Source organism: Ideonella lacteola, assembly GCF_038066555.1.
In the GTDB taxonomy this organism is placed as follows: Bacteria; Pseudomonadota; Gammaproteobacteria; order Burkholderiales; family Burkholderiaceae_C; genus Ideonella; species Ideonella lacteola.
This window is the reverse complement of sequence record NZ_JBBUTG010000014.1, coordinates 138,339-161,134: the sequence shown is the minus strand read 5'-3', so window position 1 is coordinate 161,134 and position 22,796 is coordinate 138,339. Positions and strand designations below refer to the sequence as shown.

Annotated in this window: 21 protein-coding genes; 8 read left to right on the top strand and 13 right to left on the bottom strand. The window is 65.6% G+C overall.

The genetic code is table 11. From position 1 onward, the window contains the following. Positions 1 to 2: 2 nt before the first annotated feature. The 4 genes from AACH06_RS20455 to AACH06_RS20440 all read right to left on the bottom strand — a co-directional run bounded on the left by AACH06_RS20455 (position 3) and on the right by AACH06_RS20440 (position 4,419). Complete coding sequence (locus AACH06_RS20455) at positions 3 to 1,115, bottom strand: threonine aldolase family protein (RefSeq protein WP_341427615.1); 1,113 nt, start codon at positions 1,113 to 1,115, stop codon at positions 3 to 5. 38 nt (positions 1,116 to 1,153) lie between these two features. Beyond that, complete coding sequence (locus tag AACH06_RS20450; RefSeq protein WP_341427614.1) at positions 1,154 to 1,879, bottom strand: ABC transporter ATP-binding protein; 726 nt, start codon at positions 1,877 to 1,879, stop codon at positions 1,154 to 1,156. 20 nt (positions 1,880 to 1,899) lie between these two features. Further along, positions 1,900 to 3,156: an efflux RND transporter periplasmic adaptor subunit gene (locus tag AACH06_RS20445; RefSeq protein ID WP_341427613.1), complete on the bottom strand. Its 1,257-nt coding sequence runs from the start codon at positions 3,154 to 3,156 to the stop codon at positions 1,900 to 1,902. A 381-nt stretch (positions 3,157 to 3,537) separates the two neighbouring features. Next, positions 3,538 to 4,419 carry a LysR family transcriptional regulator gene (locus AACH06_RS20440; RefSeq protein ID WP_341427612.1) on the bottom strand — a complete coding sequence of 294 codons (882 nt, stop codon included), beginning with the start codon at positions 4,417 to 4,419 and terminating at the stop codon, positions 3,538 to 3,540. A 762-nt stretch (positions 4,420 to 5,181) separates the two neighbouring features. Between AACH06_RS20440 and AACH06_RS20435 the strand changes: the two genes are divergently transcribed. Beyond that, positions 5,182 to 6,111 carry an RCC1 domain-containing protein gene (locus tag AACH06_RS20435; protein WP_341427611.1) on the top strand — a complete coding sequence of 310 codons (930 nt, stop codon included), beginning with the start codon at positions 5,182 to 5,184 and terminating at the stop codon, positions 6,109 to 6,111. Positions 6,112 to 6,356: 245 nt separating this feature from the next. Then, a complete protein-coding gene (locus AACH06_RS20430; RefSeq protein ID WP_341427610.1) occupies positions 6,357 to 7,124 on the top strand; it encodes a histidine phosphatase family protein in 768 nt (255 codons plus the stop codon). Between the two features lie 31 nt (positions 7,125 to 7,155). On the opposite strand, the gene AACH06_RS20425 is transcribed toward AACH06_RS20430, so the two are convergent. The 4 genes from AACH06_RS20425 to AACH06_RS20410 all read right to left on the bottom strand — a co-directional run bounded on the left by AACH06_RS20425 (position 7,156) and on the right by AACH06_RS20410 (position 10,685). Further along, positions 7,156 to 8,139: a Bug family tripartite tricarboxylate transporter substrate binding protein gene (locus AACH06_RS20425; RefSeq protein ID WP_341427609.1), complete on the bottom strand. Its 984-nt coding sequence runs from the start codon at positions 8,137 to 8,139 to the stop codon at positions 7,156 to 7,158. An 80-nt stretch (positions 8,140 to 8,219) separates the two neighbouring features. Then, entirely contained in the window at positions 8,220 to 9,338 is a 1,119-nt protein-coding gene (locus tag AACH06_RS20420) for an ABC transporter substrate-binding protein (protein WP_341427608.1), read from the bottom strand. 177 nt (positions 9,339 to 9,515) lie between these two features. Then, entirely contained in the window at positions 9,516 to 10,034 is a 519-nt protein-coding gene (locus tag AACH06_RS20415) for a hypothetical protein (protein WP_341427607.1), read from the bottom strand. Positions 10,035 to 10,181: 147 nt separating this feature from the next. After that, a complete protein-coding gene (locus tag AACH06_RS20410) occupies positions 10,182 to 10,685 on the bottom strand; it encodes a hypothetical protein (RefSeq protein ID WP_341427606.1) in 504 nt (167 codons plus the stop codon). A gap of 975 nt (positions 10,686 to 11,660) precedes the next feature. Between AACH06_RS20410 and AACH06_RS20405 the strand changes: the two genes are divergently transcribed. Then, complete coding sequence (locus AACH06_RS20405; protein WP_341427605.1) at positions 11,661 to 12,305, top strand: glutathione S-transferase family protein; 645 nt, start codon at positions 11,661 to 11,663, stop codon at positions 12,303 to 12,305. A gap of 15 nt (positions 12,306 to 12,320) precedes the next feature. Continuing rightward, positions 12,321 to 12,797 carry a protein-tyrosine phosphatase family protein gene (locus AACH06_RS20400; RefSeq protein ID WP_341427604.1) on the top strand — a complete coding sequence of 159 codons (477 nt, stop codon included), beginning with the start codon at positions 12,321 to 12,323 and terminating at the stop codon, positions 12,795 to 12,797. 149 nt (positions 12,798 to 12,946) lie between these two features. Here the strand turns inward: AACH06_RS20400 and AACH06_RS20395 are convergent, their stop codons facing one another. Next, on the bottom strand, positions 12,947 to 13,840 hold the full coding sequence (locus AACH06_RS20395; RefSeq protein ID WP_341427603.1) for a LysR family transcriptional regulator: 894 nt from the start codon (positions 13,838 to 13,840) through the stop codon (positions 12,947 to 12,949). A 94-nt stretch (positions 13,841 to 13,934) separates the two neighbouring features. Between AACH06_RS20395 and AACH06_RS20390 the strand changes: the two genes are divergently transcribed. Beyond that, the gene (locus tag AACH06_RS20390) at positions 13,935 to 14,339 is read left to right on the top strand and encodes a nuclear transport factor 2 family protein (RefSeq protein ID WP_341427602.1); all 405 of its coding nucleotides are present in this window, start codon (positions 13,935 to 13,937) and stop codon (positions 14,337 to 14,339) included. 244 nt (positions 14,340 to 14,583) lie between these two features. Here AACH06_RS20390 and AACH06_RS20385 read toward each other — a convergent pair whose 3' ends face one another. Genes AACH06_RS20385 through AACH06_RS20375 form a run of 3 tightly spaced genes read right to left on the bottom strand, consistent with a single transcriptional unit; the run spans position 14,584 to position 17,724 of the window. Then, the gene (locus AACH06_RS20385) at positions 14,584 to 15,852 is read right to left on the bottom strand and encodes an alanine racemase (RefSeq protein ID WP_341427600.1); all 1,269 of its coding nucleotides are present in this window, start codon (positions 15,850 to 15,852) and stop codon (positions 14,584 to 14,586) included. A gap of 4 nt (positions 15,853 to 15,856) precedes the next feature. After that, a complete protein-coding gene (locus AACH06_RS20380; RefSeq protein ID WP_341427599.1) occupies positions 15,857 to 17,251 on the bottom strand; it encodes a D-arabinono-1,4-lactone oxidase in 1,395 nt (464 codons plus the stop codon). Then, positions 17,248 to 17,724, bottom strand: coding sequence for a c-type cytochrome (locus tag AACH06_RS20375; protein ID WP_341427598.1), 477 nt, complete (start codon positions 17,722 to 17,724; stop codon positions 17,248 to 17,250). The genes AACH06_RS20380 and AACH06_RS20375 overlap by 4 nt, the downstream gene beginning before the upstream one ends. A 60-nt stretch (positions 17,725 to 17,784) precedes the next feature. On the opposite strand from AACH06_RS20375, the gene AACH06_RS20370 reads away from it, so the two are divergent. Beyond that, positions 17,785 to 18,495, top strand: a complete 711-nt coding sequence (locus tag AACH06_RS20370; protein ID WP_341427597.1) for a TetR/AcrR family transcriptional regulator — start codon at positions 17,785 to 17,787, stop codon at positions 18,493 to 18,495. 43 nt (positions 18,496 to 18,538) lie between these two features. Here the strand turns inward: AACH06_RS20370 and AACH06_RS20365 are convergent, their stop codons facing one another. Beyond that, positions 18,539 to 19,666 carry an SUMF1/EgtB/PvdO family nonheme iron enzyme gene (locus AACH06_RS20365; RefSeq protein ID WP_341427596.1) on the bottom strand — a complete coding sequence of 376 codons (1,128 nt, stop codon included), beginning with the start codon at positions 19,664 to 19,666 and terminating at the stop codon, positions 18,539 to 18,541. Between the two features lie 64 nt (positions 19,667 to 19,730). On the opposite strand from AACH06_RS20365, the gene selD reads away from it, so the two are divergent. Next, positions 19,731 to 20,783: a selenide, water dikinase SelD gene (gene selD / locus AACH06_RS20360; protein WP_341427595.1), complete on the top strand. Its 1,053-nt coding sequence runs from the start codon at positions 19,731 to 19,733 to the stop codon at positions 20,781 to 20,783. A 120-nt stretch (positions 20,784 to 20,903) separates the two neighbouring features. After that, a complete protein-coding gene (locus AACH06_RS20355; RefSeq protein ID WP_341427594.1) occupies positions 20,904 to 22,757 on the top strand; it encodes a GSCFA domain-containing protein in 1,854 nt (617 codons plus the stop codon). Positions 22,758 to 22,796: the final 39 nt, after the last annotated feature.

The window sequence follows — 22,796 nt, the reverse complement described above, 5'->3', positions numbered from 1 at the left end:
GGTCAGCGTTCGCCGGCCCAGTCGATCACGCGGCGGAAATGCTCGGCGACCTGCTCGTGGGTCCAGTCGTCCGAGGCGTCGCCGATCACCACCTCGACCATCGAATGGCCAGGCCAGATCGATTCGACGGCGCGCGATCCCATCCAGAAGCCATGCTCCCGGGCCACCCGCAGCATCGCCGCCCGAACGCGAGCCGGCTCGCCTTGCAGGTGCACCTGGAACGAGTTGGTCTCCGGCGGTGTCGGGGCAACGCGCAGGCCGTCCAGCGGTGCCAGCGCGACGGCCAGTTGCCGGGCACGCTGGTGGTAGCCCGCCATGCGGGGCCATTGGGTACGCAGCCCGATGGCCGCCGAGAGCGCATACGGAAAGGCGGTGTAGAGGTTGCTGGCCAGCCGGCTGGTCCACAACGACGCCTGCTCAATGAACGGCGCGGGGCCCGCCAGCATGCAGCCCGCAAGGCCGCCGAGGCCCTTGTAAAACGAGACATAGACCGAGTCCGCCAGCGCCGCGATGTCGCGCAGCTCGCGTCCGTAGCCGGCGGCGGATTCCCACAGCCTCGCGCCGTCGAAGTGCAATGGCACCCGCTCGCGCCGGCACCAGGCGCTGATCGCCTGCAGCTCGGCCCAGGGCGGCAACCGGAAGCCACCGCGACGCAATGGCAGCTCCACCATCACGAGTGCGGGCTTCTCGACCAGCGCCTCGAGCTCGGTCACCGTGAAGGGGCGGTCGTTGGCGCCCAGGCGCACACCCCGCAGGCCCAGCACCAGTTCGTAGGCCTGGCTCTCGTCCAGCTCGATGTGCGACTGGCGGTGCAGCGCCACGGCCGCGCCGGGCTGCCCGCCGGCCCACACCCGCATCGCGGCCAACTGGGCGGCCATGCCCTTGTGGACGAAGACGGCGGCCGGCAGGCCCAGCAGGTCAGCCACTTCGCGCTCCAGGCCCTGGACCAACTCGCCTTCGCCGTACAGATCGAGCCCGCCCTCGGCTTCGGGGGCCTGCGCCAGTTCCAGCAGCGCCTGCTTCATCGAACGGCGCGGTCGATGCCCGCTCAGCCAGGCGTTGCAGCGGTCGCGCAGGGCGAGATCGGCCAAGGTGGTGGAAGGCGTTGGGGGCAAGTCGGTCTCCGTGCGAGGGGTGTGCGGTTCGGGCCAGGTCAGGCGGGCAGTTCGTCGACCAGCACGCCTTTTTCAAGGTGCACCAGCCGGTGGGCGCGGGCCGCGGCCTTGGGGTCGTGCGTGACCATCACGATCGTCTTGCCCAACTCGCGCACCAGCCGGTCCATCAGGTGCAGCACCTCTTCGCCGGTGCTGCGGTCCAGGTCGCCGGTGGGTTCATCGGCCACGATCAGCCGCGGGTCGGTCACCAGCGCGCGGGCGATGGCGACACGCTGCTGCTGGCCACCCGAGAGCTCGTTCGGGCGGTGATCGGCACGGTCGGCCAGGCCCACGGTGGCGAGCAGGGCCTGCACCCGTTGGGCGCGCTCGCGCGGCGACAGATCTGTGAGCAGCAGCGGCAGTTCGACGTTCTCGAACGCCGTCAACACCGGCAGCAGGTTGTAGAACTGAAAAATGAAGCCGACATTGGCGGCGCGCCAGTCGGCCAACTGGCCTTCGCTCAGCGTGGCGATGTCGACCCCACCGATCTCGATGGTGCCACCGCTGGGCTGGTCGATGCCGGCGATCAAGTTCAGCAGCGTGCTCTTGCCCGAGCCCGAGGGGCCCATCAGCGCCACGAACTCACCGGGCCACACATCGAGCTGGATGTTCTCCAGCACGGGGATGTCCATGTCACCGCGTCGGTAGGCCTTGCGCAGCGAACGGATGCGGATCAGCGGGGCGGTGCCGGCGTGCCCAGGGCGGGCGGGGGCGTCGGCACTCATCTCGGGGGCCACGTCGGGCTTCACTTGGCCACCACGGTCACCGAGGCCCCGGCCTTCAGCGCCTCGGCCGGCGACAGCACGATGCGTTCGCCCCGCTGCAGCCCGCCGCTGGTGACTTCGAGGGCATCACCCAGCGTGCGGCCGGTGGCGACCTGGACGACCTCGAGCTTGTCGCCGGCCCCGATGCGAAACACCACCCGCTGACCATCGCGCTCCACCACCGACTTCGGGTTCACCGCCAGCACCGGCTTCTGCTCGGCATCGTTCGGCGCCTGGGACAGGAAGTTCACCTTGGCGCTCATCTCCGGCAGGATGCGCGGGTCGAGCTTTTCGAAGCGGATCTTGGTCATCACCGTGGCCTTGGCCCGGTCCACGGTGGGCACCACCCGGGCGACGCTGCCGCGAAAGCGTACCTCCGGCAGCGCATCCAGGCTGATCTCCACCGGCTGATCGGGCTTCACCTTGCCGACGCTCGATTCGGAGACGTCGGCCTCCACCTCCAGCGTGGACAGGTCGGCCATCGTCACCACGGCGCCCGAGGTGCCCGAGGCGTTGGAGAACAGCGTGATGAGGTCGCCCACGTTGGCGTTCTTGACCAGCACCACGCCATCGAAGGGCGCGCGGATGTCGGTGGAATCGCGGTTGACCTGCTGCACCTTCACCTGGGCCTGGGCCTGGCCGATGGCCGCCTTGGCGGTTTGCAATGCGGCCTGCGCCGCGGCGGTGTTGGCGGCGGTGGTGCGTGCCCGGGTCTGCGCCGCCTCCACCGCCTGCGTCGAAATGAAGCCCTGGGCCACGAGGCCCATGGCGCGCTTGAGCTCGTCGTCGGCGTTGAGTTGCTGCGCCTGGGCCAGCTTCAGATTGGCCTCGGCCTGCCTCATCGCGGCTTCGCTCTGGCGGACAGCGGCTTCGCTGACGCCGAGCGTGGCTTGAACATCGGCGGCATCAAGCCGGGCCAGCAGATCGCCCTTCTTGACCAGACTGCCTTCGCGCACATTCAACTCCACCAGGCGGCCGGTGGCCTTGGACGACACCGCAGCCCGCCGCTGGGCCACCACATAGCCCGAGGCTGCGAGCTGGCTGTACTGCTGCGAGGGGTAGGCCGTCTGCACGGTGGCGGCTTGCACCTCGACCTTGCGTGGCGCCCATACCGCGAAGCCGATGCCGGCCAGCACCACGGCCCCTACCACCCAGGGCCATCGGCGACGCCGGCGCCCGCCGGTCTGGCGATTGATTTTCGGCAATCCGAGCGGGATGGGCGGTGGGGTGTCTGCCATGGGTGTGAATGCGTGGGCGGTACTCGCGGGGTTCTGTCGCTAACGCCTGGAGTGGGCGTGGAGAGGGCGTGGAGTGTCAAGGCGGCCGGTGCGTTAGAGAGTGTCCGAGCCGAGCAATCGTTCGGCGTCTTGCACATGCGGACCTTGGCGGTCGGCAAGCTGCCTCGTGTTGACGCAGTGCCTGGTCGCCCAGCACGTCGCGGTCAGCCACCATCTCCTCCAGTTGGCGCGTCATCGATGCGTAGGCCGTGTACCAACACCAACGCAAGCTCAGCGGGATGATCTTCAGCAGACGGCGCAACTGCCGACACGACCCCTCGCGAGGGTGAGTTCTGGAGATGGACGGCCAGCGTCGGCATCCTGCCATTCTCCATGTTGGCGTTATCGCGACAAAGCCGGCTTCAGCGCAGCCAGCAGGCGCAGGATGCCCGCTCGATCCTCACCGTGGCGGCATAACGCGCCAATCGGGTCCATATCGAGGTTGTGTTCGAAGCGCAACTGAACGAGCTCTCCGGCCATGATCAACGGGCGGACTACGCTGGCCGGAACCAGCGCCAGCAGGGGCTGTGCACGCAGCATCGCCCAGAGGATGGTTGGGATTCGGCTGCTGACTTGACACATGGGCGGAGGCTCGCCATCCGCGAAGAGTGAATCGAGCCTGGCGCTTGCGGGCGAGCCGCCTGGCATCGCCAGCCAGACTTGGGCCCGAAGGTCTTCGATCTCCAGCCTGCGACGCTTCGCCAAGGCATGGCCTCGCCCGGCCACGATGATGAAGCGGTCCGGCAGCAAGGGTACGAAGTTCCAGCCCTGCGGGATCTGGGCGGGTGTGCGGCACAGCGCAACGTCGATCTCCTGCCGGGCCACCAGTTGGTCGAGCTGCGCAGGCTCTGCCTCTATCAGCTGGACCAGCAGCTCGGGGTGTTTGCGCGCGAGTGCCGGCAGTACCGGCGCCAGCAGCCCGCCCACCGCGCCGGCAATGGCCCCGACGCGCATCACGTGCTGTGCGTTCGCCTGCAGCGAGGCGGCCTGTTGCGCCGCATCGTCGATGGCGCCCAGCACGCGGCGCGCAGTGGGCAGCAGTTCGCGCCCCAGCGCGGTCAGGCGCATGCCTCGCGCGTGGCGCTCGAACAGTGGTGCGCCGATCAGTGACTCCAGGTCGGCCAGCAACCCCGTCAAGGCCGGTTGTGCGATGCCAATAGCGTCAGCCGCCTTGCGCACGCTGCCGAGCTCGGCGACGCGGGCGAAGCCCAGCCAGTGGCGCATGCGGGCACGAGTCAGCAATCGCTGTCGAAGGGTGTCAGCAGTCGGTTTCAATCGATTCGATTTTTCGATCGGTGAAGCTTCGAATGTATTGGAATCCGATCGCTGACGTGGCGACACTTTCTGCAAGACGTTCGGCCACGCTGTCGGCGGCGATGCACTGGAGACAATGACATGAAGACGCTCGATCGAGCCGGCGCTATGGGGCGCGGTGTGGTGGTGGACCTCGTGGGTACGCTGGCCCATGCCTGACCCGACCCACCGATCACCCTGGTCGCGCCGAATTCGGCCGTCAGCGCCGATGCCGACCTGGCGTGTGGCTTCGCGGAACCACTCCGGGCGGGTCAAGGTTTTCCACCTCGAGCGGCTGCGGGAACACCGGGCCGTCCTCGCTCATACCTGCGGTGTGCCGGCGCAGGGCTTCGACTGCGCCGCTGTCCATCACGAAGCTGTATGAACGCCCCACACCATGGGCATGTCGGGGCCGCTCGAAGCGCCAATTTTGCTCGGCGCCCGTTGTGGGCGCGGGAACCGGTTCATGACCATCTGGAAGGAACGCTGTATGCGTGGGGCCGGAATGAACACGGGCAGTGTGCAAAGAGTGATTCGCAATACTTGGTCGAGCCTTCTGTAATATCCGAAGTCCCCAATGTCCAACACGCATGTTCGAACGGTAGAACTGCCGGCGCACTGGATTGTTTCGGCCGCGTTTGGACTTGGGGTCGCGCCGACTCGGGGATATTGGGAAGGGACTCAGCCATTGGCATGAAAGTGCCTCTGTCGGGCGACGATGAAGCCGGAAGGCTCTTTGCGAATCTGGGCGCGGACCGCAACTTCAGGCCGGGGATGGTCTGGCCGATGCCGATCATTGTCGAGATTGCCATAGGCGCAGAGAACTTCTTTGCTCTCGATATAGCGGGTCGTGTATGGGTGTGGGGTGGTCCCGCATGCCGTGGAGGTGCGAGAAGCGGTCGCCAGTTTCATCCTGCGGCACCTCAATGTGTCGCGTCTTTGCCACGTATTCAAAGAATCGTGGCCAATCCGCTCAGCACCGTTGTGTATGCAATCGACATTGAAGGCGAGTTGTGGGGCTGGGGTATATCTCAGCACAGCGAGCTCGGAGATTCAAACGGCAGGTTTGTGGGCGAGCCAAAACTGCTGGGGGTCCATGATGTGGCGGGCCTGGCCGCGGGCGCGACCTTTGCGCTCGCAGTGACACAGGATGGACGTCTCATCTTTTTGGGTGAGCGCCTGGGCGAGGAAACGAGCCGAGCGGCCATTGACCTGGCGATTTCCGGACTGGCACGTGAGCCCTTTAGCCGTGTCTGGTGTGGCGCAGACTGCGCCATCGTGAGGACCGTGGGGGGCAAGACCTTTGCGTCGCCGGGTTTCTACTTATTTTCGTCCCGATACGGAGGAGCTGGCATATTCCGTCGACTTCCGGTATTGGATCGATATGAGGATTTTGTCTTGGGGGACAGCCATGGATTCGGAATTGACGAATCGGGCTCCATATCGGAGATCTTTGTTTCCGGATCTTGCAATGATTCGTTGTTCTCGACACGGAGTCATTCTCGAGTCACCGCCGACAATGTTCGCCCCATTGCGGCCGCCAACTGGCATACGTTTGGACTCAAGAGAGTCGATCATTCCTTCATTGGGCATGATCATGTTGGATTTCAGACGGCGCCGTAGCATGAGGGTGAAACTCAAAGGTTTCTGGCGGAGCAAGTTTTAGGGTGGTGTTCGGCGGCGGTTACAGGAAGTTGGGCGTTGGGTTGGGGCCGACGCACAGGGTGTTCATTGGTGCGCAGATTCAATAGGGAGGCGAGTTCGTAGGCATGAGATGTCGACGCATGAATTTCGAGACGTCACGTGGTTGATGGTGTGACTTCCGCGCTCTGAATTGCTACTCAACCCATATCAAGGGACAAGCCGAAATGAGAAATTCTTGTGCAACGGCGCATTGGATCGGACAAGCAGGTGCTTTTCTGCTTGCTCTGGCTTCCGCGCTACCTGTCGAAGCCGCCGACCGCACTGCCGGCGTCCAGCGCGAACAAGCCTTGTTCTTGGGCGTCCGTGCGCCGGTTGCCGGTCTTGATCCGGGGGCCGAACTCGGCGTCGTCGCGGAAGCATTGGAGGCGCTCGGCAGGGGAGGGTATGTCGTCGTGTTCAGACATGGTGCGTCGATGTCTGATGAGAAGGACGAAATCCCGCTGGTGTTGAGCGATTGCAGTAAGCAGCGCAACCTGAGCGACTGGGGGCGGGACACCATGCAGGGATTGGGTGGGTTCCTTGCGGAGCGCAACGTCAGGTTTTCGGTGGCCTATTCGAGTGCAATGTGCCGTGCGGTTGACACCGCGCGGCGGCTGACTTCGGCGGGGGTCGTGCCTGTGATGGGAATCACCATGGCAGGCGGTATGGCAGGGGGCATGTCCGGCGACACTCAAGCCGATGCCGAAGGTGCCCAGACCCTGCGATCGCTGGTCTCGACCGTGCCTGCAAAAGGCACAAACACACTGGTGGTCACACACGCTCCCAATCTGGTCGCGGCGTTTGGTGCTGACCTGTCTGGAGTGCCAGAAGGCGGCGCGGTGGTGTTCGAGCCTCACCCATCGGGCGATTCCACCTACTCGGTTCGTTGGCGTCTGCCCCTTTGGGCCGTGGCCAACTATGCCCGCCATTTGCGTGGCATGACGGCGCCGTGATGCGAGCCTGTTCACAGGGCTGAGGTCGTCCTCAGCGCGGTGTCCGGCCCTCCGGGGCCGCCTGCGGCGAAGTCGTACTGAGATGGTTTCGCCAGTGAGCGATCTGGGACGCGACATAGGCTTTGTATCCGTCTGGCGTCAGACGGGCACCGCTGGCCAGGGTCGCGCCATTGGCCTCCTGCTTGGCCACAAAGTTCCGGTCTGCCACCACGGTGCGAAGCATCTCGTTCAGTCGCTCGAGTTCTGTCTTGTCGATGCCACGAGGGGCCACCAGACCAAACCACACGGACATGTCGGTCCCCGACAGCCCCAGTTCGGCGAGGGTGGGCAGCGCATTGAGCGGGTGGGCCGTCAAACGCGACGGGCTCGTGATGCCGTAGACGGACAGCGATTGCCCGAGTTGGGATCTTGCGCTGTTGGTGGCATCGCATAGGAGATCGACGCGCCCTGCCAAGAGATCGACCATCGCAGGCGCGTTTCCGTCGTAACTGCGCTGTGTGAATCGTCTGCCAAGCGCCCGTTGCAGAAGCAGGCCACACAGATGCGAGGCCGAACCGTCCCCTGCGTGCGCCAAGGACAGGCCCGGCGCCGAACGCAGATGCTCGACATGGGCGGGCAAGCCCGGTCGGCCCAATACCGCCATCGGGATCGCCTCAATCATGCCGACGTACGCAAAGTCCTCAAGGGTGTCATACGGCAGGGGCGCGTGAACCGAGGGTGCGACGCTATGCGCAATGTTCTGAAGCAGCAGTACCGTCGCACCTGGCGGCGCCTTTGCCACGGTCAACGCGCCGAAAGAGCCCCCCTGGCCGGGCACGTTTTCCACCTGAAAGATCTTGTCCGGCGCATGGCTGGCTGCTGCCGCAACAAAGTCGCGAGCCAGCGTGTCGGCGGGGCCGCCGCGAGCAAACGGCACCACGAGTGTGACGACGGCGGCCTCAGCATGGCCAAAGCGAAGCGGCAGCGCCAAGCTTGTGGCCAGCAACAGTGAGAATCCGGCTCGAAGAATATTCACGCCACCCCCTTGGAAAACCCTGGCCCAGCAGAACTCGGCAAATTGTCGGCGGGTATCCCGCGGTACTCTGGTTAGCTGGCTTAGCGCTCAAATTTGCCGGTTTCTCCGATGATTGACAGATCCGCAAAGTCCAGGCCGCTGTGGTCGTTTGGGCCGTAGCTGAGCTCGATGCCGCCCAGGTCAAGCCTCTTTATTCCCTCCAGCGACGATCGCAATCCCGCACGATCTATATGGGGAGCCGCGCGCCTGAGCCCCTCGACCAAAACCTTGGCCGCAATCATTCCTTCCAGAAATGACGGTGATACGTCACCCGCACCGTTGGCTTTCGCCAACTCGCGCGCCTCCCGAACCACACCAGATGCGATCGACCGCTCATACGGATACACCTGGCTGACAATGGTCCCTCTTGAGTGAGCGCCCAACATCTTGATAAAGCCTGAGGAGGCATTATTCGAGAGCGTAACGATCTGCACCCGAGATCCTGCTTCCCGCAGCCTTTGGGCGGCGTCGGCAATGACAGCCCCGTTCGCCAAAAATAGCGCCGCTTGCGTATTGGCCGCAATAATCTTGTCCACTGCGCTTCTCATGTCGGGCTTGTTGCGATCAAACGTCACATGAACCGCGGGTCGTTTGCCGACCGCCTCAAAGCCAGCGAGAGCGCCACGAACTGCATCGGCGCCGAAGGAGTCATCAACTTGAACGATGGCGATGCGCGCGACACCCACCAGACTCAGGTGTCGAACAGCGCGTTCCGCCTCCTTTTGGTATGTCGCGCGCACATTGAATAGCCACGGATGGACTGGCTGATGAAAGGTCATGGCCCCTGTTGACGGCCCGACCAGCGGAGTCTTGTATTCCAACAGCAGCGGCAGAATGGCTTGTGTATGTGGTGTGCCGCGAGTCAAAAACAGCGACACTACGCCCTGGGAGATCAGCTCTTTGGCGTTTTGTGCCGCCAACTCCGGATTGAACTTGTCGTCCAGCGAGATCAGTTCAATCTCTCTGCCATCTATTCCCCCGCTGCGATTCACGCTGTCAAAGACAGCCTTGGCTCCTGCAGTGGCCTCGCGCACTCCAGGAGCGATCGGCCCCGAAAAATCGGCGGTCTGTCCAATCTTGATGGGTGCGGCCTTCAAGCCGGCTGCGGCCAAGAATATCAATGCGAACGAGACAATGAAGCGCTTGTCAAACAATGCCATATCGAGATTGGATAGATGTCAATGGAAGGGTCTCACGCTTCGGCTGACAAAGTTGCGGTGAATCGAGGGGAAAGGAATCAATGGCTGCGCACTCGGCGAACCAGCGAAAACCGCGAAGCGCTGGAAACCGTCAGCCTGCGGCCATTCAATCCTGACGCGGCCGAGCTTGCCAGTTGGCTATCGCGATGGAAATTTGACTCTGCACCTGGCGATGAACTCTTGAAGCCCGTCGTTGAGCTCTTTCGGATCCTCGAACTCCATGTATGTGACGTCGCATAGATCTTGCAGATCTTGCAGAAGTGTCGTTTTGATCGGTGCACGCTTGGAGACTAGAAAGAGAATCGGACTGCAGGTGCCCCTGAAGATGTGATAGCTCAATTCAAATGCGCTACTTTCACTCATGCCCGTGCGGATGTTGATGAATCCGTCTGCCTTTGATAACAGCGACAAGCGGTGATTGCGAAAGCCGCATGGTGAAAATTTCTGCCCAGTCTCGACTTCGAACGAAGATCTGAAAGTGGCCGCACTCTGGGCTTTGACACCCGTGAGGAGTTCCAATCGACGAGGGTGTCCGCTCAGCTCTACCAATTGATTGAGTACGTCTGCGACGACACTCTGGTCATGGTCTTTCGATTCGGTGAACGGCTGACGCACGAACAACCTGACCGGGCCGGTCTGAGCACTGATTTCGCTCATGGCAAAAGTTACCTCGCTTCGGAAAGGCGCAAGGCCTATTGGCGGCATCCCAGGCGGTCTTCACCGCGGGACGACAACCCGTGTTATCTCGACCGCCTATTTCCGGTGACACCGGTAGTCCGAATCGGAAGGCTCCTTCACCGTACCTTATGAAAAGCCGTCGTGACGCCAGACGACTGCGGCGATTGCTTGCCGTATGTCCTGAGTGCGTGAATGGAGGCCTCTGCCATCATTCGCTGGACCACTGCGGCCGAGCGCATTCTTGTAGTAATCCCAATCGACGCCCTGGTTATAGGCGGTGTTTGCGGCGAGGGTTTGTTTTCCCTTTTGCTCTTCGTTGCCCCAAACATGGTCACTGTCGACGAACAGTGTTTCGTCCTCCAGTCTTCCCCTCACGTCCACGACATATTTTTTGCCGCGGCTCAAGTTTTGCAGTTTGAATTGGGTTCCGTCGGCTTGGGCGCTCTGGATCAAGTCCGAAGCCGTGAACGTGTCGGCGGAGGACACCTGAGCGGTTGCGGCTTCACTCTTCAGGCGCGAGAGGGCGCGTTGAATCGCGGGGTGATCGGCGGCGGCGGCCTGGACGGTGATCGATGCGAGCGAAGCCACAACGGCCAGGGCGGCCTCATGAATTGATGTGAACTTGGTCATCGGTGTCTCTCAGCGGGAGTTGCCTTTGAATGCCCAAGGGTCGGCTATCGCCTGCGAGGTGCTTCGGAGTTCATGTGAACCAATAGCCTGTGCCTGAGCGTCACTCTCCCACTCGGCGGTATCCGGCGGCCATCCCCAAGCGAAGCTGCCAACGAACGTTCGAAAACCAAAGTTTCATGACGTAACAACTACTCGTCCGCCGCGGCGGCCTGACGGGTTGCCGCGGCTGGGCACCCAACCAATGCATTCATGCTTCGTGCTGCCCACCGGCGGTTGGGGCGTCAGTTCAGCCCCTATAAGTTCGCGGCTGGTGATCAACGGCGTTCGTCGATCGGTACGACAGTGGCAACCCACCCGGTATGGCTTTGCCTCGGCTTTTCGCGGTGCGGGCCATTCACTTGGGATGGGGAGTGGCTGTGTTGCATCGAAACAAGTGTGTATCGAGGTAACTTGGCGCTACGACCTGGGGATGGGCTGTCTCCGTTGGCGAATGGGAGAGTGGGGCCACTCCCGACGTGATCGCCGGCGAGTTGGCCATGAACGGCGGGCGTTCGCGCGCTGTGAGGCCGCCAGTAGAGTCGATCGCGGGTCGGGTGGACTGTCGACATGCCTGCTGGCGGCACTGCAATACCTCAGCCAAGTCCATGCGCTCGGCGACGAGGATGGGGTGCGCCACTTCCGGCCGCATCCGTGGGGTTGGTGTCGGAGCGTCGACAGACGGACATGCAGGTCCGCCAGAGAGCCAGTCAGGTTGCTCATCCAGTTCTGTCGCGATACGTGGAAGTGGGAGTGGAGTGTCAAGATGTCCGATCGGTCAGACATAGGTCAGGCTGTGGCAGTGGGCGGCGTTCGATGGCTCGGTGAGCTGCTTCGACGACGTTGTTGTTGAGGTTCCAGGAGACGAGGGATGGATCGACGATGGAATGCAGCGCAGGTGGTTCAAGCTGTGCGACGGGATGCGCGATGGAGTCGGCGATGAACGGTGAGCCGCTCACCCTGTATGGCGCCCCCGGGTCCGGGGCGGTCGCGGTCGAGGCTGCGATGCAGTTGCTGGGCATCGACTACGTGCTGATCGAAGGCGCCACCTGGGCCGATGCCGAGGCGCGGACACGGGTGGCCCCGGTCAACCCGATGCGGCAGATTCCCACGCTCATGCTGCCCGGTGGGCAGGCGATGACCGAGAGCGCCGCCATCCTGATCTACCTGGCCGATCTGCACCCCTCGTCGGGCCTGGCGCCTCGGCTGGATGACCCGCTGCGGCCCATTTTCCTGCGCTGGATGCTGTACGTGTCGTCGGCCATCTACGCCTTGCACTGGATCAAGCCGGATGTGCGCCGGGTCGGCGTGCCGCTGGCGCTGCGCGACACGGTGGTCGATGCGGTGCATGAGCGCATCGCTTTCTGCTGGTCGGTCATGGACCAGCAACTGGCACCGCAAGGCCCCTACCTGCTGGGCGAGCAGTTGACGGTGCTCGACCTGTACGTGAACGTGGTGTCACGCTTCGGCCCCTGGCGCGAGGCCTTTGTCGAGGCCGCCCCGCGCATGGCCCCGCGCGTGGCGCGCGTCGATGCCGACCCTCGCCTGGCGCCGCTGTGGCACCATCGTTTCAGTTTTGAGTGAGACGAGAGGCTGATCGTGGCGTGGCGTCGGGTGGAGTTGCCGGCAGAAGTGCCGGGTTCGCTGTGGTTGGGTTCGATGCCCGGCCGTTGGGAGCCGTGGCCGGAGTCGCTGGCCCAGGCGGAACGTGTGGGGCTGGTGCTCACCGTCTGCCTCACCGAGCCGGAAGAGGTGGCCGACCTGTCGCCTTCGTACCGCCAGGCAGTCGATGCGGCCCAGTGGCCCGGGCGCTGGCTGAACCTGCCGATCCGAAACCTGGATGTGCCCGACGATGTCGAGCGGCTGCGCGACACGGTCGAGGCCGTGGCAGCCACCTTGCGGCAAGGCGGTGCGGTGCTGCTGCATTGCGCCGCCGGCATCGGCCGCACCGGCACGGCGGCCGCTTGTTCGCTGAAGCACCTGGGGCTGGACGCCGCCGAAGCGTTGCGACGCGTCGAGGTGGCCGGCTCCAACCCTCAAACGGCGCTGCAGTCCGGCCTGGTGAACCGCTTTTGACTGGCCGGGCCCCGACCATCTGATTTGGCCCGGAAGTATCGCGAGCGCACGGTTGGCCTTCAACGGTTCACCACCTCGGTGACCGCAGAGCGTGGTATCGAAGAGGGCGGAATTCGGCTTCTCGCGCCTGGCAACGCGCGTCCGATGTTTCAAGGCTTATGAGGTGTCAACGCCAGCTTCTGGTGCAGAGCGGCAACCACGCCCGCCGCTCGGCGGGAACTGGCCGGATGGAACCACCACATCTCGTACAGCGGTAGCGTCTCACGCAGGCGCAACGGCGCCACCTGCTTGCGCAAGTCTCCGATCAGCAATGCGACGTGTGGCACCACCGCCAGCAAATCGGTGTGGGCCACGAGATTCAGCATGCTGGTGAAGTCAGGGCACTTTGCGGCCACTCGCGGTGCCATCATGCGGCGAACTGCGAATGCCTCAGACAGTACGTCGACCGGGCCGCGAACGCTCGGCCCTACGGCGGCCCATTCCGCAGCTTGCAGTGCGGCGAGCGTCTGCGCGCCGGCGAGAGGATGATTTCGGCGCGAGTAAACCAAGGGCTGAAGCTGGTACAGCGATTGGCACTCCAAGCCGCTTGGGTCGTACCGTCGCGGCCGCGGTGATATGACGAGGTCGAACTCCCGCTTCCGCAGGCCTGAAAGGAGTCGCCCTTCGTCCACACTCGAAAGCTCCAAGGTGCGACGTGGATGGCCCTGACACCAGACACCGTACAGCGCTGGCGCACAGACCACGGCAGCAGAAGGAGTCAGCCCGACGCGCAGCACCTCTGGGTTCGACCGGCGGGTGGTCGCTGCAGCCAGTGCCTCCACCCGATTGGCAAGCGATACGCCTTCCGATGCGACTTGCAGGGCCAGTTCAGTAGGAACGCATCGTCGACCGGATCGCATCAGCAAAGGAGCGTCGAAGTGCTCCTGGAGCTTCCTCATCCCGTGGCTGATGGCAGGCTGAGACACGCCGCTCGCCTGTGCCGCCGCGGCAAAGGAACCATGCTCGATGACCAGGGCGAGGTACTCCAGGTAGCGCAGATGCATAAGTGTCTCTTATGTATTTGACGCCATTCTGTCTTGCCGCCGTCGCATGAATCGTGGAAGCTGCGTCGGCCTAAGCATTCCGAGATGAAGCTCCATGACGCAGTTGCCCGTCCACACAGTTCAGGAATATTTGAACCATCTGCAAGCTGGCGATAGCACCAGCTTGATTGCTACGTTCGAGGACGACGGCGTCGTTCACTCGCCCTTCCTGGGCACGATGCCAGCGAGCGAGTTCTTCAATAAGCTCGCGCAGGTTTCCAGCAAGAGCGTCATCACGCTCATCGATTTGTTCGTCTCGGTGCAGCCTTCCCGAGTTGTGCGAGTAGCAGCGTACTTCCGCTACGACTGGACGTTGAATGACGGAAGGACCGTGGACTTCACTTGCGTGGACGTATTCAGCTTTCGGCCGGGAAGCTCTCGGATCCACGACATGCAGATCGTCTATGACACTCACCCGCTGCGTGAGGAGGTGGGCGACAAGTACGCGCCGGATCGCTGACAGAGCACAGCGAGGCGGGCTCGCCAGTCACTGCCGCTGATAGGCGGCTGTCGAGCACTTGTCCGGATGCAGGCTTCGGCCCTTTGCGGGGCGTGTCCACATCACAAGGCCGAAGCGGCTGATCACGACCGAACGAGGAGGCCGGTCGCGAGTGGTCGACAAGTTGCTCGCGGATCGCGAAGAGCGAGCCCGGTCACGGGCCCGCCCTTGTCGCCAGCTGGGCCCGGCGGGTGGGGCGGTGTTGTCAGGCCGACGCAGGAAACACCGGCCAGCTGTCGACGGGCTTGCCGTTGTCCACCACGACGATCGCGCCGAATTGCAGGAACACGGCTTCGCTCTGCTTCGGCCGCAGGAACAGCCAATCGCCCACCGCCAGCGGCACTGACGGGGAAGCCACCATCACCTGCTGGTTCGACGAAGGTCCGTACAAGCCGCTGGGCGAGACGCCCGGCGGTGACACCGGCTCGGCCAGCCAATGCCCGCCGTGGATCGCGAGCGCTTGGCGCTGGTTCACGTCCCACCACCGGGCGAGGCTCGACACCGCCTGGGCGCCAAAAGGCAGGCGGAACTCGTCCATCACCTTCAGCACCGGGGTCGCGATGAACGAGGCCGGCTGCAGGGCTGCCAGCGAGGGTTTGTCGAAGTCGAACGGCTTCACCGCGGCCGAGCCCACCGACAGCTCGTTGGGCGAGTGCTGGTCGTCATGCAGGTGGAAGGTGGGTGAGCCGGCGGCGTTCAGCGTCCAGCCGTCGCTGGCGCCCAGCCGCTGGCGCGCCAGGGCCAGCATCGTGTCGTAGCGGCGATGGGTTTCGGCCTGCGCGCTGGCTCGGTTGCTGCCCACGTCCGGCACCGCCGCCACGTGGGCGTCGTAGCCCATGAAGCCGGCGAACTGCAGCAATGGCTCGTTCCGGATCATGTCGAGCATCTGCGCCAGCACGGCTTCACTTTCGACACCGCCGCGGTGCAGGCCCACGTCGATCTCGATGTTCACCCGCAGCGCCTGGCCACGAGATTTGGCCAGCGTGCGGTAATCGGCCAGCCTTTGCGGCGTGTCGATCAGCCACTGGATCTGGCGCGGCGCGTCGAAGCCGTCGCCTCCTGGCTGCTCCAGGGCCCAGCGAGCGGCCGATGCGGGCAGGGGCTTGCCCAGCAGCACGTCGGTGCGCGGGCGCTCCTTGGCGATCAGCGCGAGTTGCGGCGCATTGAAGAGCATCGCGCGTGTCGTGTTCCAGGCGCTGCTTGCTTCGTCGATCAGGCCCAGGGCCGGCAGCGACTTCACCACCACCCGCAGGGGCAACTTGGCGTGCGCCGTCTGCCGGATTTGCGCCAGGTTGGCGCGCAGACGCTGGCGGTCGACCACCAGCATCGGCATCGCAGGCAGGCCGGCCAGACCCGCCGCCAGTTGGGTGAAGTAGCTGTCGTGTGCGCCGCCCTGGTCGGAGGGACGGGACAGGGCGGCGGCCACGGCGGCGACGGCGCCTCCGATCAGCAGTCGACGTCGTTTCACGCCCATGGTGTCAGGCCTCTGCGAAAAGCTGTTTCAGGTAGGGGTTCAGCATGCGGTCGGTCGGGTCGAGCTCACGGCGCAACTGCTGGAAGTCGTTCCAGCGCGGGTAGAGCGCACGCAGCTCGGCGGCGGTGCGATCGTGCAGCTTGCCCCAATGCGGGCGACCGGCATGTTTGCGGTAGACCGGGCCGATCTCCTTGACCAGATATTCCCATGGCTCATCGTGCGCGGCGTGCACCGCGATCGAGCAACTGTCGCGGCCATGGAAAGGCGATAGCCAGGCATCGTCGGCGGCGATGTAGCGGAACTCGATCGGGAAGAAGACGTCGTTGCGCTTTTCCAGCGTGGCGAGCACCTCGCGCAGGCAGGCCACGCCCTGGTCGCGCGGCACATGGCATTCGCTTTCGTTGAAGCGGGTGGGCCGCTGCGTCGACAGCAGCTTCCACGACCAATCGGTGGCCTCTTCGGTCATGGTCGGGTCGATGGCCTTCTGGGCCACCCAGCGGCGCAGCGAAGGCCATCGGCCCAGCCAGTCTCGCAAGCGCTTCAGGTCGCGCAGCACATCCTCGTCCGGCGCGGGGGGCCGGGCCTTGGGCGCGTCGCTCACCTCGTCGTGGGTGATGGCGGCGCCGTAGCCGGTGTGGGGCAGCAGGTAGCACTCGAACTGCCGGTGCTTGGCGGCGAGCGCGGGTGCCGCCTGCAACAGCTCTTCGGTGGGCATCAGCCAGACACGGCGGTGCAGCACATGGCGTGGCCGCACCCTTAGCGTGACTTCGCTGAGCACCCCCAGCGCGCCGAGCGACACCTGGGCGGCAGCGAACACGTCGGGCCGCTGCGTTCGGCTGCAGACCATGCGGTCGCCGCGCGGCGTGAGCAAGGTCAGTTGCACCGCTTCGGCGTGCACGGCGGGCAGCTTCGCGCCGGTGCCGTGGGTCGCGGTGGAGATCGCACCAGCGAGCGTCTGCACGTCGATGTCCGGCAGGTTGTGCAGGGCGAGCCCCACGCCATCCAGCGCGCGCGACACCGCCGCCAGCCGGGTGCCGGCACCGAACGTGGCCGTGCCCGCGGCCGCATCGTGCGCGCGCAGGCCCGACATGCGGTCGAGCGAGAGCAAGGTGCCATCGGTGGGCACGAGCCGGGTGAAAGAATGGCCGGCGCCCACGCAACGCAGGGGCGCTGCCGCCTGCCGGATGAGGGCGAGGCACTCTTCATCGTTGCCGGGCACCTGCCAACTCGCCGGCTGGCAACTCTGCAGGCCGGACCAGTTTCGCCACGCCGGGGTGGCTCGTGTCGGGGCGGCACCGCCAGGGGTCGAGGCGGCGTCGGCCGCCAGGCTGGGCAGCGGCTTCAGCGCTGCCGCCACGCTGGCGGCGCCGATGCCTTTGAGGACGGTGCGTCGGCTCATGGTGTCACCCCTCTCAGATGGGCCACCAGCGTGGCGAAGTCTTCATCGGTACATTCGGGGCACCAGCCCATGGGCGGCATGCTGCCCTTGCCCTGTTTCACGCTGGCCACCAAGGCCGCGATGCCCCCCGCCTCGCGTGGCGACCAGGCGGCCCGGTCACCGCGCGGCGGGGCCCCTGTGCCGGCTACGTCGTGGCAATTGGCGCAGGCGCGCTCGTAGACGGCGGCCAGGCGTGCGTCGGCCAAGTGGGCCAACCGGGCCCCTTGCACACCGGGGGCCCCTTGGGGCAGTGGCGCTGCCTGGGCGTCGGGGGCGTGCTGGGCCGCGGCCGAGCCCGGCATGGCCTGCGCCGAAGGGGATGAAGAAGGAGGCGAAGAAGGGCTGGGGTCGCCGGATGGGCTGCAGGCGGTCAGCAGCGCGAAGGGGGCCACCGCCGCGAAAAGCGCGGTGCGCAGGCGTCGACAGAAAAACATAGTTATAACTATCGTATGGCCGTGCCTAGAATTCCACCCGGGGACAACCCTGAATCACCCATGCCCCGACCACCCTCGCCCCACGCCCCACGCCCCGCGGCCAAGCCCGTGGCGGCCGCCAAGAAGACCCCCGCCGAAGCGGCAGCCCCGGATCTGCGCCCCAAGGCGGTTCCGCGCCAGGGGCGGGCGCTCGAAACGTATGAGCGCATCCTGGGCGTGGCGGCAGACCTGCTGGGCGAGGTGGGGGTGGAGCGGTGGTCCACCAACCTGGTCTGTGAGCGCGCCGGCATCACCCCCCCGGCGCTGTACCGCTACTTCCCCAACAAGTACGCTCTGCTGCACGAGCTGGGCGAGCGCCTGATGGCCGTGCAGAACCAGCTGCTGGAGGCCTGGGCCACGCCACGGAACCTGGCTTTGCCGCGCGCCGATCTGGAAGCGAGCGTGCTGGAGCTGTTTGCGCAGACGGTGGAAGTGACCACCGCGGCGCCCGCTGGCGTGTGGATCACCCGGGCATTGCGCGCGGTGCCTGCGCTGCAGGAGGTGCGCATCGCCTCGCACCGCCATGTCACCGGGCTGATCGAGCGCGCCTTCATGGCGGCCCACCCGCAGGCCGAGCGTGCCGATGTGCAGGTCTTCGCGCGTCTGGCGATCGAGGCGGCCTATGCGACGCAGGAGATGCTGTTCGACGACCCTGATCTCGAGCCGATGGTCGTCGGCCGGATGCTGGCGTCGATGATCGCCGGCGAGGCGATCCGCCTGCGCCGGGCCTGAGCGTTCCGCCGATGCGGGGCTGGCCGTTGTGGCCCCTGACGCATCAGACCGCGGCGCTGCGAAACCCCCAGAACCCGTCGTTTCGATCCGCCGGCATGGCCCGATCGGCGGGCACCGTGCGCCGGCGTGCTGCCGTGGCGAAAGACGCGCCGATCAACTGCGGCATCGCCGCGGTGGGCGACAGGGTTGGAGCGTCCGCTTCGTCGGTGTTCGCTGCGGTGCTGGCCGCGTCGGAGTGCGCTGCGTCGCCACGCACCCATTCCCACACCTCGCCCCAGATGAAGCCGCTGGCCCCTTGCTGGGCCGCTTGCCACTCGCTGGCCGTGGGCAGACGCCGGCCGGCCCAACGGCACCAGGCTTGCGCTTCGTGAGCGCTCAGGTGCACGGCGGGCATGGCCAGATCCAGCCGCACCCACTGGCCGAATCGGGCCCGGCGCAGTGGCTCCCCGTCTTGCGGCTCGGCCAGATGGCGTGGCCGAACCAGGCCCGTGCGCTTGCGCCAGTCCCATCCCTCTGCCGTCCAGAACTCGCGCTCGGCATAACCGCCCGCCTCGACAAACGGCAGGTAGCGGGCCCAGGTCACCGGTGTGGCGTCGATCGATGCGAGGGGATCCGGCGTGGGTTCGGCCGGCGTGGGGTTCGGGTCGTCGGCTGCTTGGCCGGGGTCGATGCCCAAGGTCTGGGCGATCGCCAGCCAGTCTTCATGCAGCTTCTCTTCAGCCGCCAGCACCCGCTCGAACAGCGCCAGCGCGGCGGGCCGGCGGCTGGCCGCCGGGAGCAGGGCGAGCGTCTGCTCGCGGGTTCGGCGCGCCCAATCGAGCAACACCGCCGTGGACGGCAGCGGTTGGTTCCACCGCGCCGGGTGGTTAATGCGCCGATCGTCGAACCACGCATCGGCCTTGGGGAGCAAGGCCACGCCGGCCCTCGGCCCCTCTGCGTCGAACGAGCCGGCCATGAGACCAGGGTGCCGGCTGGTCCACCAGCCTTCGAACCAGGCCAGGTGGCCCAGGTCCCACAGCGGCGGGCTCAGCTCGGGCAGGTAGCGCGGCAAGGCGTTCGCGCCGATCGCGGCCTGCAGCTGGCGAAACAGGGCCAGGGTGTGCTCGCGGCGGGCGCGCAGCGCGGCGGCCAGCGTGGCGGCCGTCCAGGGGGTGGCGGTGTCGTGGGTCATCGTCGACTCGGGCGGGGCGCGAATTATCGCGGGCCGCTGCGGTGGGCTGCCGTAAGCTCGCAGCATGGAAGCCACGAAGAACATCCCCCGCCTCACCTCGCTGTCTCACGGCGGCGGCTGCGGCTGCAAGATCGCGCCGGGCGTGCTGTCAGACATTCTGCGCGGCACGGCGGGCATGCCCGTGCCGCCCGAATTGCTGGTCGGCATCGAAACCTCGGACGACGCGGCCGTCTGGAAGCTCAACGATGAGCAGGCCCTGATCGCCACCACCGATTTCTTCATGCCGATCGTCGACGACCCGTTCGACTTCGGACGCATCGCGGCCACCAACGCCATCTCGGATGTCTACGCGATGGGCGGCTCGCCCATCATGGCGCTGGCCATCGTCGGCATGCCGGTCAACGTGCTGGGCACCGAGGTGATCGGCCGCATTCTGGCGGGCGGCCAGGCGGTCTGCCGCGCGGCGGGCATTCCGATCGCCGGCGGGCACACCATCGATTCCGTCGAGCCGATCTATGGGCTGGTCGCTCTGGGGTTGGTGCACCCGAGCCGCGTCCAGCGCAATGCCGGGGCGCAACTGGGCGATGTGCTGGTGCTGGGCAAGCCGCTGGGCGTGGGCGTGCTCTCGGCCGCCCTGAAGAAAGAGAAGCTCGATGCCGCGGGCTACCAACAGATGCTGGCCACCACCACCCAGCTGAACACGCCGGGGCCGCGCCTGGCCGCGCTGCCGGGTGTGCACGCGATCACCGATGTCACCGGTTTCGGGTTGGCCGGGCATGCGTTGGAAATGGCGCGTGGCGCGGGCCGCAGGGTCGAGCTGTCGTGGGCGCAGGTTCCCTTGTTGCCGGGCGTGCGCGAGCTGGCGGCCCAAGGCCTGATCACCGGGGCCAGTGGCCGCAACTGGGCGGCCTATGGCCACGAGGTGGGCTTGGGTGATTCGTTGGACTTGACCGACCGGGCGCTGCTGACCGACCCGCAGACCAGCGGCGGCCTGTTGGTGGCTTGCGCACCCGACGTGGTGGACGCCGTGCTCGCCGTCTTCAGCGAGCAGGGGTTTGCCCACGCGGCGCCGGTCGGCCGGGTGGTGGACGGCGCGGCGGGGCTCAGCGTGATCTGAGAGTAAGCGGGCAGCGAGGTGCCCTTGCGCCGTCTGGCCCGAATTGGGAGTGGGGCGGGGCGGTAATCGGGCGATCGGTCGCTAGAGGCTGGGCCAGACTGCGAGGGGCAGGAGGTCACCATGTCCGATCACGCCCACCCCTATCGCCAATTGCCGTCGAAGGCCTACTGGAAATCGGCGGTCGCCGACCGGGCGCCGGAGCAGCCCTTTGAAGGCCTCTGGGCGCCGCGATTCCCCATCTCGGCGACCACGCGGTTCTCGACCTCCGGCTCCTGCTTCGCACAGCGCATCAGCCGATGGTTGCGTGCCAACGGCTACTCGTGGGTGGACACCGAGCCCGCCCCGCCGGGCCTGACGCCTGAACAGGTCGAGGCCGGCGGTTGGGGCGTCTTTTCGTTCCGCACGGCCAACATCTACACCGTGGCTCAGCTTGAGCAGTGGATCAGCTGGGCCCTCGGTGACGCGGTGCCGCCCGATGAGGTGTGGGAGAACGATGGCCGATTCTTCGACCCGTTCAGGCCGACCATTCCCGAGCAGGGCTATGCGACCGCACAAGAGGTGCTGGAGGCGCGGCGCCACACCCTGGATTGCATTCGATCCGCTCTGCCGCAGATCGATGTCTTTGTGTTCACCCTCGGGCTCACGGAAGGGTGGGAGCACGCAGACGGCTACGCCTACCCGATGTGCCCGGGTACGGTCCAGGGCCGTTTTGATCCGCTGCGGCACCGGTTCGTCAACTACAGCAGCAACGAGATTGCCAGACGCCTGTCGGCCACGATGGATCGCTTGCGCCAGGTGCGCGCCGACATGCGGTTCCTGCTGACAGTCTCCCCCGTTCCGCTGACGGCCACGGCCTCGGGCGAGCATGTGCTGACGGCCACCACCTACTCCAAGTCGGTGCTCCGCGCCGTCGCCGGAGAGCTGGTGGCGCAGCGAGACGACACCGACTACTTTCCTTCGTACGAGTTGATTGCGGGCTTTCAGAGCGGCGGGCGTTACTACGAGTCCAACCTGCGTTCGGTGCGCACGACGGGGGTGGAGTTCGTCATGCGGCACTTCGCGGCCGGCCTCGGCCTGCAGGTTACTCCGGCCGCGACACGGTCGAACGCTGCAGCGCCCGGCGCCGCTGTCGCGGCGGCTGCGGTCGATGCGACCGACCCCGACGATGCCGGCGAAGTCAGTTGCGAAGAAGCAAAGCTGGAGGCCTTCGCGCTGGCGCCGTCCACCGGAACCCAGAACATGGTCGACCATGTCCACCTGTGCCTGCTGGGCGACAGCCACATGACGTTTCTTGCCCGCGCTTTGCGCAGGCGGGGGGTGCCGCACATTGGCAACATGATCATGCGAGGGTCAGCCTGGTACAAGAACCTCTTCCATCTTGACAAGGATGACCTCTTCGTTCCTCTTGAAGACGCCAGATCCAGGCGAATCTGGAGCGGCATGTTGCCGTTCTTCCAGCCCGGCCACCCTGTGGCGGCAACCGAGCGCGTCGTCATCTCGAACATCGGGCTTCACACCCATATGGCAGCTCGCCCCTTTGCGGAATGGGTGGAAGGTACGTTCACGGATGGCAACGTCGACACCGAGAAGGCCTTGGCGTACTACCGACGGCTCAATCGGGAGCGGCTACGAATTGTTGGCGAGGTCAAGGCGAGGGGATTCCGTGTCATTGTTCTGACCGATCCGCCGATGCAGTCGCGCAATGCCCAGATGCGGCCCTTTCTGGCGAGCATTGAGGCTTACGAGGCTCTGGCCTGCCACGTGCTTAATTCGCTGGGCTGTGAGACCTACTCGGTGCGCGAATTGATGAACGTCAACGGCTTCGATGGTTCCGAAGCACGCTTCTATCGCCCCGAGCCAGACGGTCGAGGCGGCGTTGACTGGATCCACGGCAGCGAGGCGTGGTACGACGGTGTCGTTGCTGCCTTGCTGCCCGCGATCGGCTGGACGCTACCTGACGCCCTCGCGGCCTGATCGTTCGGGGTCTTCGCGCACGACAGAAGGGATCCTTCC

Coding starts and splice junctions, on each gene's coding strand:
- AACH06_RS20450 (WP_341427614.1), bottom strand. CDS start 1,879: ATGAGTGCCGACGCCCCCGCCCGCCCTGGGCACGCCGGCACCGCCCCG.
- AACH06_RS20445 (WP_341427613.1), bottom strand. CDS start 3,156: ATGGCAGACACCCCACCGCCCATCCCGCTCGGATTGCCGAAAATCAAT.
- AACH06_RS20440 (WP_341427612.1), bottom strand. CDS start 4,419: ATGCGCCACTGGCTGGGCTTCGCCCGCGTCGCCGAGCTCGGCAGCGTG.
- AACH06_RS20435 (WP_341427611.1), top strand. CDS start 5,182: ATGAAAGTGCCTCTGTCGGGCGACGATGAAGCCGGAAGGCTCTTTGCG.
- AACH06_RS20430 (WP_341427610.1), top strand. CDS start 6,357: ATGAGAAATTCTTGTGCAACGGCGCATTGGATCGGACAAGCAGGTGCT.
- AACH06_RS20420 (WP_341427608.1), bottom strand. CDS start 9,338: ATGGCATTGTTTGACAAGCGCTTCATTGTCTCGTTCGCATTGATATTC.
- AACH06_RS20415 (WP_341427607.1), bottom strand. CDS start 10,034: ATGAGCGAAATCAGTGCTCAGACCGGCCCGGTCAGGTTGTTCGTGCGT.
- AACH06_RS20410 (WP_341427606.1), bottom strand. CDS start 10,685: ATGACCAAGTTCACATCAATTCATGAGGCCGCCCTGGCCGTTGTGGCT.
- AACH06_RS20405 (WP_341427605.1), top strand. CDS start 11,661: ATGAACGGTGAGCCGCTCACCCTGTATGGCGCCCCCGGGTCCGGGGCG.
- AACH06_RS20395 (WP_341427603.1), bottom strand. CDS start 13,840: ATGCATCTGCGCTACCTGGAGTACCTCGCCCTGGTCATCGAGCATGGT.
- AACH06_RS20390 (WP_341427602.1), top strand. CDS start 13,935: ATGACGCAGTTGCCCGTCCACACAGTTCAGGAATATTTGAACCATCTG.
- AACH06_RS20385 (WP_341427600.1), bottom strand. CDS start 15,852: ATGGGCGTGAAACGACGTCGACTGCTGATCGGAGGCGCCGTCGCCGCC.
- AACH06_RS20380 (WP_341427599.1), bottom strand. CDS start 17,251: ATGAGCCGACGCACCGTCCTCAAAGGCATCGGCGCCGCCAGCGTGGCG.
- AACH06_RS20375 (WP_341427598.1), bottom strand. CDS start 17,724: ATGTTTTTCTGTCGACGCCTGCGCACCGCGCTTTTCGCGGCGGTGGCC.
- AACH06_RS20370 (WP_341427597.1), top strand. CDS start 17,785: ATGCCCCGACCACCCTCGCCCCACGCCCCACGCCCCGCGGCCAAGCCC.
- AACH06_RS20365 (WP_341427596.1), bottom strand. CDS start 19,666: ATGACCCACGACACCGCCACCCCCTGGACGGCCGCCACGCTGGCCGCC.
- selD (WP_341427595.1), top strand. CDS start 19,731: ATGGAAGCCACGAAGAACATCCCCCGCCTCACCTCGCTGTCTCACGGC.
- AACH06_RS20355 (WP_341427594.1), top strand. CDS start 20,904: ATGTCCGATCACGCCCACCCCTATCGCCAATTGCCGTCGAAGGCCTAC.